Raw genomic sequence first — 12688 nt, 5'->3', positions numbered from 1 at the left:
ACGATAACGTATGCATGTTGGTGTTCATCCTTAGCATAAGTTTAAGTAAAGCGGATTTTTACAATGATGCATTTGTGAAGAAAGGAACATGGTATGGTTGGAACGATTGTGCTGCTAGCACTGATTGGATTAATTGCAGCGACGTTTGGCAGCATTGTCGGCCTAGGTGGCGGCATTATTATTGTGCCGGGACTTATTTTACTTGGGCCTTACTTGTTAGGTGAGAGTGTAACTGCACAGACGGCAGTAGGTACGTCGTTGGCCGTGCTTATTTTCACTGCTCTTTCGTCTACACTCACTTATATGAAAGCGAAGCGGGTAGACTTCAAAAGCGGCCTGATCTTCGTTATAACGAGCGGGCCAGCCTCGATGCTCGGAGCTGAAATGACGAGCTATTTTCAAGGAAGCTCGTTTCAGCTTGTATTTGGCTTCTTTATGCTTGCTATGGCTATTCTGATGATTGTGCGTGAACGATTGAAACCGCTTAACATCAAGTGGCAGACAATGCGCTCGTTTACGGATGCGTCAGGAACGCAGCATGAGTATGGCTACAGTCTTATCCCTATGCTCTTGATCGGTTTTGCGGTCGGTTTCGTGTCGGGATTGTTTGGCATTGGTGGCGGCTCGTTATTTGTGCCGTTAATGGTGCTGCTGTTCCGCTATCCTGCACATATCGCTTCGGCAACGTCGATGTTTGTTATTTTTTTATCGTCGATATTAGGAACTACCGTACATGCATGGAACGGCTCGGTTGATTGGCTGCTTGTGTCTATTCTGGCTCCAAGTGCTTGGATAGGTGGGTGGTTAGGGGCGGCAATTGCCAGTCGAATGACGGGAAAAGGTTTGCTCTTACTGCTGCGATTGACGTTATTGGTACTAGCGATTCGTATGATCATAAGCGGATTCATTTAGCCCAATAATCGTTTTTGTTCACGACGGGTGTTCGTGCGAAACTTCAATCAGCAAGCTGACGTATACTTAATAAAAGAATGAAAGTAGCGTGAAAGCCTTGAGTTCTACCGAAAAAATACCTTATGTCGTTACAGGGAAGAACTATACTGCTGTGGCGGTCAATTGTGCCGCTAAATCAGGAGAATGGATTAAATCAAAGCTTGGACAATATAAGTCGTTGCAACTTAAATCGTCTCTACACGACTTGGTTACGGAAGTAGATAAAGGTGCGGAACAGATGATTCGCAGGCTCATTATGACTCATTTTCCGCATCATGCCATATTAGGAGAAGAAGGAGTCGAGCCTGGGACTGATGTGTCCCGTCTCGCGTTGGAACAAGCCCAGTCGGAAGAATATTTATGGATCGTTGATCCGCTGGACGGAACGACGAATTTTGTGCATGGCTTCCCGTTCTACTCAGTATCGATCGCGCTTGCACATCGGGGAGAAGTGATCGTCGGTGTCGTATACGACCCGATGCGAGATGAACTGTTTGTCGCGGAAAAAGGAAAAGGGGCTTACGTTCACGGCAGCCCTATCCAAGTGGCAGATGAACGCGAGCTATCCGGTAGCTTAATCGCCAGCGGATTTCCGACAGAGCGCGAGCGCGCATTGCCTATTAATTTGGCAGGTATGGCTGCGTTGGCTCCGCAAGTACGCAATATACGAACAGCGGGCTCGGCCGCGCTGCATATGGCTTATATTGCTGCGGGGCGGCTTACAGGCTTCTGGGAATTAAATCTGAATGCGTGGGATCTGGCCGCAGGCAGCTTGCTTATTCAAGAAGCAGGTGGGCGTGTAACGGATACGTACGGGCAGCCTTATCATGTCGGCGTCCGAGACGTGGTCGCTTCTAACGGGCATATTCATGATGCATTTGTTCATGCGTTGGCTGAGGTAGACGCACAAGGATAGACTAATGATCTACTAGCTTGGGGTTGTGGGAGACAGATCAGAAACGTACAGACAACAAGTGTCAGTCGTCGATTTAAGTTCTGTTACAATCGCTAGAGCAGGGAAAAATAAGTGAAGTGGTTTAAATATAAACAGCGCTTTCTATTGTGAGGCAAGCCCGCCAATAGAGAGCGCTTTTTTTTGCTTTTTTTTGCAGTATTTGCTGTAGATATGATGTTGGAAAGTAGTGTATTTCGGTAATGCTGTTTCGACAAGTAGTGGAGCGATGTCGAAAAGAGCATAGTAAAGAGCAGAGAGCAGAGAGCAAAGAGCAAACAGCAAAGACTAGATCAAAGAGAGGATCTTAGAGAACTATAACTTTAGTTCACCGTGTTCTGCTTCATCCTTATTTATGTAAGCAGTTGTCTAAGCGGCACAAACGCCTAACTTTTCTCCCGGTATAGTTGTCTATAGTTAATAGCCCAATCCATAATCTGTATGGGTTAATATGATGCTCTATGCACACAACACGGAAGTTAGGGAGGTTGCACAATGTCCCAATCAAATATTCCTAATATTACCCCTCAGATTACGGTAACACGCGATGATGCTGTAACATTATTGCTGTCATCCATCGCTATGGAGGAATTAGGATTAAGTCATATCATTAATGCAGAAGGTGAAAAGCTTCAATATATTTTGGGAACCTTGCCAGGAGTAACTGCGCCAATCGCAACAATTTCAGACATACTCAATGTGAATGACAGTGTCCGCGACACATTGAGAGAGATTACGAAGAAGAACTTCATACTCGATAGTAAACTGAATAACATACTTAGTACTCCAATTGCGATAGGCCCGACAGGTCCCGCTGGACCGACGGGGCCATCTGGTGGCCCTCCAGGCCCGACGGGAGCCACAGGCCCAGCAGGCCCAGCGGGTCCAACGGGAGCCCAAGGTGTGGCTGGCCCAGCAGGAGCGCAGGGACCTATCGGTCCACAAGGTCCAGCAGGCCCAGCGGGTCCGGCAGGAGCGCAAGGCCCGGCTGGCCCAGCGGGAGCGCAAGGTGTAGCAGGCCCAGCAGGCCCGCAAGGTGTCGCTGGCCCAGCAGGTCCGCAAGGTGACCCGGGTGTGCAAGGAGCGCAAGGCCCAGCGGGCCCGGCGGGACCACAAGGCCCAGCAGGAGCAACAGGCTTAGCAGGCCCGACAGGTTCGACGGGGCCAACTGGAACAGTTGGATCAGTACCATTTTTGGATATTAGCAATACTACACCACAAAACGTTGGAGCTGCGACAGAATTAATAACATTTACAGCCTCGCTCACCAACAATCCGGCCGTGTTCGCGTTTACTGCACCTAGTACGAACTGGACAATTAACCAAACTGGGAATTATTATATTAATTTTGAGGCGGTGGCAGATAGTCTTGTTGCAACAACGGAACGGATTACGATGAATATTTTAGGGGATGGAAATCCAATTGGTGGAATATTTATTGATGTTCCTAATGGTCTAGCACTAGAGCTTACTCGAACCATTATCGTGCCAGTGACGACACTTCCTGCAACGATCCAATTGCAAGCAACGGGAAGCGCAGGCTCCAGCTTCAATATTACTGCCGCAATGGTAGCTTACCGAATAGGCGACCTTTAGTTGAAATGTGGATCATTTCTCCAAGAAGATTTCCTCACATGCTACGGGAATTGGCTTAAGGAATGAACCATCGATAAAAATGAAGAAATGGCGAGCTGAGGTGAACTCCATGGCTCTGCCGTTTCTTTTATTTGTTTTCATGCTTTCCTGCTTGCTTGTGCAGGTTGTGGGCGATGCAGCGTTCACATATATTTTTCAATCATACATATCTTCGTAAGAAGCAAGCGAGCAGGAGATCGTGATTGACTTCACGAATGCTCATATAGGGGATGATTCGGTGGTTGAGGCGATTGATAAGGTCGTTACGAAGTGTCGTGATAACTGCAATCAAGTTGTGATTTTAGGCTTGAATGCTTCTAGTAAGGAGCTTGTTGAGTGTTTCGCGACCTCTCGCCGTCTCTCGTCGCCTATCGTGCTCAGTCCTATAAATCGTCTGTGCAGCTCATACAAATGAATGGGGGAAGTACGCTATGGAACTTCAAGACCTGATTCAGCCATTACATGAAACGAGAAATGAATTACTTGAAATCCTGCATGGATTAAACGAAGCGCAGTTACACAAACGGAAAGAACCAACGGGTTGGAACGTTAGTCAAGTATTTCAGCATCTTTTTATTGTGGAACAATTGTATGTTGCTGCGATAGGCAGAGGATTAATGAGCAAGGAAGATTCAAGTGTGGACAGTAAACCGATACAAGATCTATTGGATCGAAGCAAAAAATTTGCAGCTCCAGACATCGCGCAGCCAACTGACGAACTTTGGGGGATTGACGAGATCGTTGACAAGCTTAGCGAGTCAAGAAAGAAACTATATGCACTGCTTAACGCTTTACCAGATCCGTCGGTGCTGAGTAGGCGGCATTTTATACATCCAGCCTTTCAGGAACTGTCATTAATGGAATGGGTTCGATCTCTGTATATCCACGAACAAAGACATGCGGAGCAAATTCGTGACATCTTAAATGGCTAGGGAATAATGAGGATTAGAACATATACGGTGAAAAAGAACAAGGCTGTCGAGAAGATTCGCTCTCGACAGCCTTGCTTCGTCTATTGTTATTCGTTAGGTGAATAGGTAACAGCCTGACTGCCCATCTGCACCCAGCCGCGCTTAAATGCAGCGCGCTCGACTTTATTACGTCGGCCTAATGGATCGTTGACGTACACATATTTCTCATCATAGCCTGTAACAAGCAATGAATGTTCATAGTACGTGACCTGAATCGGGCCGTCTTCGGTCTGCCACGTCTGCCATGCGTTGGCAGGAACTGCGTCGTACAGCGTCGTGTGAATGACCCACACTGGCGTACCTTGGGCAACCGTCCCGAGTAGATGCTCAAAAGATGTGCCGGTAATATCCATAATTCGTCCGGGCATGTACTTTTCTGCGAGTTCGGCAATGGGATCGTGGTATACACCGAGTCCTGGCTTATCGAACGAGTACATATCACCGACGAAGCCGTTGTTCGGGTTGCCAAAGTGAATTTCATTACCGACGCGAATATAAGGCGCGGTGTTCTTGCGTATTTCGCGTGCCAGCTCCATCTTATCCGCCTCGATTCCGGCGGAATGAAGCAGCATGGCGAGCGAAGTCACTTCACAGCCGCGTGGTAGCTCGGGCAGCTGCATAATAAGTGGCGCCTCGTTCACGCGGAACGACTTCGGCGCTGGGCGCTGCGGGTCCCATAGCGCGTGCTGACCGCGGTACTTTACGATGCGTCCGGGCACTTGCCGTGCGGCGCCGATAGCGTCTTCCCAGCGGCGATAGATGGCAACGATGCTGCCGCGGAACTCTACGGTATAGGAGCCAACGGTGTCATAGGCAATATAGGCGACGAGCTGTTCACGCCAATCTTGCCACTGCTCCGAATCAGGTGGCTCAACGTTACGTGTGAGCGCGACAAGCCCGTCTTGCGCGTGCATATTGCGGCCGAAAGCTTGTCCTGCTGCACGCAGCGGTACATAAGCGAGCCCCTCTTTTATTTGAGCTGGGGCATGCAGCTTCGTAGGCTTGCCGTCTATCTTGGCAGCAGCTTTATTGAGCTGATACGTGACGGATGAACGTCCCCCAGTCAGCGTCAATGTACCTTGCTTCTCGTTGATCGTCAGCTCTGCGTCGAGCTGAGAAGCAAGAAAGCGAGCGGGCACTAGCGTTTCGCCACCGTTCGTATAAGGCGTCGCATGAGGACGCCCTTCATCGATCGGTATCAAGTAACGTCCTGCCTTGGCTGTATTGCTGTACATCATGACGACAATGTCATCGGATGGTAGACCAAAGGCGAGTGACAACGTGTTTTTATCTATTTTTGAGGCTAATATTTTAATCGGATACGCACACAGCGATACGAATATACAAATAAGTAACCAACGATTTAGTCTTTTAACAAAGCGTACCAAATCCATCTCCCCTCCATAGACAGACTACATCATGTATATCGGCAAAACGTTGAGTATTTGTTAGAGCGGTGCTTATTTTGAAAAATGAGGGAGAAATCATAAAACGATGTTGACGTCATAGGTAGATGGTTTAATGTTAATAGGGAAGAAGTTGAAATAGGAGTCAGTGCTAGAGTCAAGTTGAAGTAGAAGTAGAAGTTAAAGTCGAAGTTAAAGTTAAAGGTTGCGTTAGAGTTAGGAGCGTTATTTTGATAAGGTGGGGGAGCTTATGACCTATTTAGGGGCCATTGAAGGCGGCGGTACAAAGTTTGTCGTTGCTGTAGGAACATCTACGGGTGAGATTGTGGACATGGAGTCGTTTGCGACGACAATGCCTGAAGAGACCATGGGGAGAGTAGTTCAATTTTTTGAAAATAAAAAGATTAGCGCGATCGGCTTCGGATCGTTCGGTCCTATAGATTTGAATCATGCCAGCGCGACTTATGGGCACATTACACTGACGCCCAAGCCGCACTGGTCCAACTATGATGTGGTAGGGCATATACAGCGTCATATTGACGTGCCGATTACCTTTGATACTGACGTCAATGCGGCCGCTCTCGGCGAAGCGATGTGGGGGGCTGCACAAGGATTAAGCAGCTGTCTGTATATGACGATAGGTACAGGCATTGGGGCTGGGGCGCTCGTAGAAGGTAAGCTCGTACACGGGTTGACCCATCCGGAGATGGGGCACCTGCTCGTGCGGCGGCACCCAGAAGACTTGTATGCAGGCAGATGCCCCTATCATCAAGACTGTTTGGAAGGGATGGCCAGTGGCCCAGCCCTTGAAGAACGGTGGGGCGTAAAAGCGTACGAGCTGAGCTCAGACCATAAAGCGTGGGAAATTCAAGCGTATTATATCGCACAGGCCATTATGAATTACATGTTGATTTTGTCACCGGAAAAAATCATCTTGGGCGGCGGCGTAGCGAAGCAGCAGCAATTGCTAACGCTTATCCGCGAGCAGGTGCGCACGATGTTAAATGGCTACATTGCACATGAAGCGATTCTTAACCGATTGGATACTTACCTTGTTCCGCCGCAATTGAAAGATTGTTCAGGTATTACAGGTGCGTTGGTGTTAGCTCACCAAGCGTTGCAAGCGGCAAAGGCGGCAAGTATTAAGCATCCGTAACACGACGAATCATTATTCAAATTATCAATCAATTCATCATTCAAATCGAAACAGGTGACATAGGTTTCAATTCTCGCTGACCGCTCGTTGTTTCCAATACCAAATCGCCAGTTGCGTGCGGTCACGCAGTTCCAATTTGGACAAAATATCGGTCACATAATTTTTGATGGTACCTTCACTCAAAAATAGCGCGGCTGCAATCTCCTTATTCGTCATGCCGTTGGCGATATGCTGTGTGACCGCCTGCTCAGTCGCCGTTAGGCCATGCTTTTTCCAGGCTGGCTCCGGTCTCGATTGGGGCTTAGCTTGCAGCAGTGCGCTTAGCTTGCTACCGACTTGGGGGTCCATCAGCATGGTGCCGGAATGAACCGTCCGAATGCCGCTCACGATTCGATCGGGGGCGGCATTTTTAAGCAAATAGCCACTCGCTCCGTTGCGCAGCGCCTGCACAATATATTCATCATCGTCAAACGTCGTCAAAATAAGGACGTTCGTATCGGGAGCCGCTTGCTTAACGAGCTTCGTTCCTTCAACACCATCACATTGCGGCATGCGAATGTCCATCAGCACCACATCGGCGCCCGCGGATATGACGGCTTCGTGCGCTTCTCTGCCATGGCTGCAAGTAGCAGCGACTTGCATATCTTCGTGCATATCGATAATAATCTTTAAGCTTTCGCGGATAAAGGCATCGTCATCGACAATAATGACGCGAATCGGTGTCATTTTTAGCATCTTTAGCCCTCCATTCTAATACCGGTTGTAAGGCACCACGGTGCGCACTATAAATGCTGGTAGAGTAAACCACTCGACTTGGCCGCCCAGTGTGGCGGCTCGTTCTTGCATCCCACGCAGCCCAAGGCCGATTTGCAGTTTACCTTCCGGCACAAGTCCGTTATTTTCCGCCTCCAACATGATTTTATTGTTATCGTAATGCAGCGCAAGCTTCACTTTGGTCGCTTGTCCGTGGCGGATGGCGTTGGAGATCGCTTCTTGCGCATTGCGATAGAGCATAATCTCGACGCTTGGATACAGGGGAAACGGCATGCCACTTAGCTCTAAGGCTACGCTTAACTGCCCATCCTCGTTGCATTGCTGAACGAGTCGATCTAACGAATAGGAGCGAACCGTGCCGTCGGCAGGCTTCATTTTACGCACGGTTCTGCGTAGCAGGTCCATACTGTCGCTCAACTGATCGCGTACAGAGGACGTCAGCGCAGCAGCCTGTTCGGGACGATGCTCTGCCACTTGCACGGCGGCATCCATCATAAGCTTGACGCGGACAAGCTTATGCCCCAATTCGTCGTGCAATTCGTGTGCAATGCGGTTGCGTTCATCGGCTTGCGCTGTCTGCTCAATACGGCCTGCATACAGAAGCACGTCTTGCTTGGCCGCCTCCAGATCATGCGCTTGAATGCGCAGTGCCGCGTTAAGCTGTACGAGATTGCGCAGCTCTTGGATAAGCTTCAGCGCGTACAAATGAAGCAGGGCGATAGCGCAGCCTGCTAAATTGGCTATCGTAATAATCGTCTCGGCTCTGTCTATTAGACTTACATTGAAACATGCGAGTGTCACAACGATAGCCGTCATTTGGACACGGCGTGACCATTGTGGAGAAATGGATAACAAGGTTGAGCCGCTTAGCATGAACAACATGCCCTCGTATTGTGAGGATAGCCATGCCCCGTATATCGTCTCTATGAAATAAGCCGCATAAGCGACATAGGTTGTGCGAGTAGAGGAGTTGGCCCCTTGAATATGACTATGTGCTAAGGATGACTCGATTAGCGGGTTCGAAGTCTGTCTTAACGACGGCCACCAGATTTGCCGCCAGACGGCGATAGCTATAAAGAAAAGGGTAAAGAAAGCGTATTCCAAAATAGCGATGTCTATTTTACCGCGCATGGAAACGAGCACAGGCACAATCATCAGCGCATACCAAAGAAACGTTTGCGGCGCTTTGTTCATCATGTCCCCTCCTTGATGCTGTACGGCGTCAAGTGAACCAACGTATTTGCTGTTCACCAACATATTCCTATTCTCTCATACTATCATATCTGGTACGTAGTAAGACTGTCTTGTTTGAGGTTCATATTATGACTTAAGTCACCTTGAAAGAATGACTTTACGTACGTCCTCTAGATCTCTCTTTGCCCTACAATACAGACATGAGTAAATGGGAGGCGAAGTTGAATGAGCATCGTTCAGTTAAAACAGGTGGCGAAGCGTTTCGACAATCGTTACGTTGTCGAGAATCTTAACTTAAATATTGAGCAGGGCGAAGTATTCGGCTTGCTTGGGCCAAATGGTGCCGGAAAAAGTACAACCATCAATATGTTAACTGGACTGTTAAGCTTGGATGGCGGAGATATAGTTATCGATAACTACTCGATTCGAAAAGATCCGTTAAAAGTAAAAGGATGTATCGGTCTTGTGCCACAGGACCTTGCGATATTCGAGAACGTTTCAGCACGTGACAACGTTAACTTTTTTGCTAAATTGTATGGATTGCGAGGGAAACAGTTGCAGCAGCAGGTAGATAAAGCGCTGGAGCGAGTCGGTTTAACGGAGCGGCAGCATGATAAACCGACGGCTTTTTCTGGCGGAATGAAGCGGCGGCTGAACATTGCGTGTGCGATTGCGCACCAACCTAAGCTCATCATTATGGATGAGCCTACTGTAGGTATTGACCCACATTCGCGGAACCACATTTTAGAGTCGGTTAAAGCGCTAAATGAGGAAGGCTCGACGATCATTTATACGAGCCACTACATGGAAGAGGTGTCGGCGGTTGCGAGCCGCATCGGGATTATGAATGAGGGGCGCCTCATTGCGTGCGGCACACAAGAGCATTTGCGCCAACAAGTGGGCTATGACGAGAAGCTATCGATCGAGACGACGTGTGTCGTGGAGGTAGATGCCCCGCAATTAATCGACGAATTGAAACGGCATCCGCAAATTAAGCAAGTCATTGCGCACGATAATTGGTTAACGATTGAGCTGCCTTCAGGCAACGGTTCGATGCAGGACATCCTGTTCATTTTGTCGCAGCATCAAGTTCATATTAAGACGTTACAGCGTGAAGAAGCGAATCTAGAAACATTGTTCTTAACGTTAACCGGCCGACAATTGCGCGATTAGGGGGAGCAAGCGATGAACTTATGGTCGATAGCCTCATTGGAGTGGGTCCGTATGTCGCGGATTCGCTCAGTCATGATCATTAACTTTTTGTTACCTGTCGCACTTATTTTTATTCTCGGCTCTTCCTTAGCCGAGTCAGGTCTGTTCGGCACACAAAAACTAAATGTGAACAAGGTGAAAATCGGCGTTGTAATGGAAGACAACGGTGCCATTCGGCAAGCATTTGAAGCCTTTTTGAGTACGGAACATATGAAAGAGAATACTGTCATCACATCGTACAGCAAGCGAGAAGCCGCGATAGCTGATATTAAGGACGGTAAGTTGAACTATGCGGTGCGCATGCCAGCTCAGTTCTCGGAGCAAGTCATGCAAGGCAAGAAGGCCTCACTAGAGTGGATAAGAGGCAGCAAATATGCGACAAACATGCGAGCGGAAGCGCTGTTTGAAAGCTTTGTTAGTGAGCTGCAAGTACGCCAAGCGTCAGCGATCTTTGCAAAGCAGCATCAAGCGCCGCAAGTGATGGCTGCCTTGCAACAGGACAATAGCTCTTCGCGCATGGGGGGTGTCGTCGTCAATGGGAAGCTGAATACGGATAGAAACGTCTCAGCGATGCAATATTACAGCGCATCCATGATCGTGATGTTTGTGCTTTATGCAGGGATGCAGCTTGCCCTATCCATTTCCATGGATTACGGACAGCGCACCTTGCAGCGGATGATAACGGCGCCGAATTCGATTTATGTCGTGTTAGTCGGCAAAGTGTTAGGGCAGCTACTATTAGTAGCGATGCAAGCCGCGTTTATTATGGTAGCGACAACGTTGTTGTTCGGGGTTGACTGGGGAAGCTCATGGTTTATTTCCTTTGTGATATGTCTGCTTGTAGCGATGATTTCATTAGGCATAGGGCTTATTGTATGTATTTTTATGAAGTCGGAAAAGGCGATTCAAGGTCTGTTCCAGTTTATCATTGCCACGATGATGGCGCTGAGCGGTGGCTTTATACCGATTCCTAAATTACAGGATGCAATCGGGGCTTTTTTAGTACCTGATTGGGCGATGCAAGGCATACTGGAATCGATGATGGGTGCAACTTTTCAAGATATTACGACTCCCTTGCTCGTATTAGGCACATTGGCGTTTGCGTTGCTAACTGCAGCACTTATCGGCGGTCGAAAGGTGGTGTCCCGATGAATAGTATCTGGATAGCCCAGAACTTTTTTAGAAGAATGGTTAGCGATAGGCGGACTTTAATTGTGACGCTCGGTTTGCCGGTTGTCATCGTCAGTTTTATTTTGGTGCAATTAGGAAACCCGGATATAACGAAGACGGAGATTAGGTATGTCGATGCCGATCAAACAGCTTGGTCAGCCCACTTGTTGAGCGAGTTGGAACGCTCCTTCGATTTGACTGAAATGAAGCAAGTGGATGAGCTTCGAGAGGCGGTTACGAAACAGCAAAAAGTAGGATTTATTATTCATGCAGGATACGGTGAGCGGTTGGGAAAGAAGGAAAAACCGACGGTTGAGCTGCTAAAAATGCAAGAGAATGAGCGCAGTGTGGCACTCACTATGAATGTAGAACAGACGACATATGAGCTAGGTAAAATCGCTCATGTCATCCGTACAGCTAAACTGTCGCCAGCCGAGCATGATAAGGCAGTAACGCAAATGTTAGGGAATTTATCTAGTGAACAAGTGCAGGCTGAGATTGTTGATTATAAATTGTATGTGCCATCCAATTTGACACAGGCGATGGGAATCACGCTCATGTTTATGATGTTCACCTCGATGAGCTGTGTATCTGTGATGCTCACGGATAAACAAAACTATACGATGGAGCGCATGTATGCAGCTCCCGTGCGGAGCTACGAGATTACGCTCGGCAATTTTATAGGCGGATTTATGTTCGGTTCGTTGCAAATTATACTTGTTCTGCTCGTGACGAGGGTAGGCCTTAATGTTGACTTAGGGATGACATGGTGGTCGCAATGGCTGCTGTTGGAGTTGTTTGTACTCGCTTCTTTTGGCTTTGCCTGTTTGATTGGTGCTATTATTTCGAACCCAGCGAACTACTCACCGGTCAGTATTATGGCGATTATGCCTTCGTGCATGATCGGAGGCTGCTTCTGGCCTGCTTGGATTATGAAAGACTATATGCAAAAGGTGTCCTACTTCTTCCCGCAGCGTTGGGTGTTGGATGCTATGGAACGGTTGGCGGCAGGAGGTTCGATTGCTAGCATCACGATGCACATTTCAGTGCTGCTCTTGTTTGCTCTTATTTTTCTGGGCATCGGATCTGTGGTACTTAAACCAACCAAGCGAGGCGTTGTATAACAAGGCAATCGTTATCGTATACATGATTAAGCCGCTTTCACAGCATCGGGTAATGCCCGAATGTGGTGAGGGCGGCTTTTATTTACTGCTCATGCATATTTAGCGTAATGATGTGAGAATGTAACTTTATAACATGTTCATAG

General features: G+C 48.1%; 11 protein-coding genes. 8 read left to right on the top strand and 3 right to left on the bottom strand.

The features are described from left to right. Positions 1-93 precede the first annotated feature (93 nt). From KIK04_RS07335 to KIK04_RS07320, 4 genes are all read left to right on the top strand, one after another. Complete coding sequence (locus KIK04_RS07335) at positions 94-912, top strand: sulfite exporter TauE/SafE family protein (protein ID WP_232277622.1); 819 nt, start codon at positions 94-96, stop codon at positions 910-912. Positions 913-1009: 97 nt separating this feature from the next. Continuing rightward, the gene (locus tag KIK04_RS07330; RefSeq protein ID WP_232277621.1) at positions 1010-1867 is read left to right on the top strand and encodes an inositol monophosphatase family protein; all 858 of its coding nucleotides are present in this window, start codon (positions 1010-1012) and stop codon (positions 1865-1867) included. Between the two features lie 531 nt (positions 1868-2398). Continuing rightward, positions 2399-3499, top strand: a complete 1101-nt coding sequence (locus tag KIK04_RS07325) for an alpha-helical endospore appendage domain-containing protein (RefSeq protein WP_232277620.1) — start codon at positions 2399-2401, stop codon at positions 3497-3499. A 470-nt stretch (positions 3500-3969) separates the two neighbouring features. Beyond that, positions 3970-4470 carry a DinB family protein gene (locus tag KIK04_RS07320; RefSeq protein WP_232277619.1) on the top strand — a complete coding sequence of 167 codons (501 nt, stop codon included), beginning with the start codon at positions 3970-3972 and terminating at the stop codon, positions 4468-4470. Between the two features lie 86 nt (positions 4471-4556). Here the strand turns inward: KIK04_RS07320 and KIK04_RS07315 are convergent, their stop codons facing one another. Further along, positions 4557-5903 carry a C39 family peptidase gene (locus KIK04_RS07315; RefSeq protein WP_232277618.1) on the bottom strand — a complete coding sequence of 449 codons (1347 nt, stop codon included), beginning with the start codon at positions 5901-5903 and terminating at the stop codon, positions 4557-4559. Positions 5904-6165: 262 nt separating this feature from the next. On the opposite strand from KIK04_RS07315, the gene KIK04_RS07310 reads away from it, so the two are divergent. Further along, positions 6166-7071: an ROK family protein gene (locus KIK04_RS07310; RefSeq protein ID WP_232277617.1), complete on the top strand. Its 906-nt coding sequence runs from the start codon at positions 6166-6168 to the stop codon at positions 7069-7071. Between the two features lie 66 nt (positions 7072-7137). Here KIK04_RS07310 and KIK04_RS07305 read toward each other — a convergent pair whose 3' ends face one another. Both KIK04_RS07305 and KIK04_RS07300 read right to left on the bottom strand, forming a co-directional pair. Further along, entirely contained in the window at positions 7138-7806 is a 669-nt protein-coding gene (locus tag KIK04_RS07305) for a response regulator transcription factor (protein WP_232277616.1), read from the bottom strand. A gap of 15 nt (positions 7807-7821) precedes the next feature. Continuing rightward, the gene (locus tag KIK04_RS07300) at positions 7822-9042 is read right to left on the bottom strand and encodes a sensor histidine kinase (RefSeq protein WP_232277615.1); all 1221 of its coding nucleotides are present in this window, start codon (positions 9040-9042) and stop codon (positions 7822-7824) included. A 222-nt stretch (positions 9043-9264) separates the two neighbouring features. Here KIK04_RS07300 and KIK04_RS07295 point away from each other — a divergent pair, with 222 nt between their 5' ends. Genes KIK04_RS07295 through KIK04_RS07285 form a run of 3 tightly spaced genes read left to right on the top strand, consistent with a single transcriptional unit; the run spans position 9265 to position 12545 of the window. Next, positions 9265-10212, top strand: coding sequence for an ABC transporter ATP-binding protein (locus KIK04_RS07295; RefSeq protein WP_232277614.1), 948 nt, complete (start codon positions 9265-9267; stop codon positions 10210-10212). A gap of 12 nt (positions 10213-10224) precedes the next feature. Next, positions 10225-11403, top strand: a complete 1179-nt coding sequence (locus KIK04_RS07290) for an ABC transporter permease (RefSeq protein WP_232277613.1) — start codon at positions 10225-10227, stop codon at positions 11401-11403. Further along, entirely contained in the window at positions 11400-12545 is a 1146-nt protein-coding gene (locus tag KIK04_RS07285; protein ID WP_232277612.1) for an ABC transporter permease, read from the top strand. The genes KIK04_RS07290 and KIK04_RS07285 overlap by 4 nt, the downstream gene beginning before the upstream one ends. Positions 12546-12688 lie beyond the last annotated feature (143 nt).

This window comes from Paenibacillus sp. 481 (assembly GCF_021223605.1).
In the GTDB taxonomy this organism is placed as follows: Bacteria; Bacillota; Bacilli; order Paenibacillales; family Paenibacillaceae; genus Paenibacillus_B.
The sequence above is the reverse complement of the archived record's forward strand: the minus strand, read 5'-3'. Positions and strand labels throughout refer to the sequence as shown.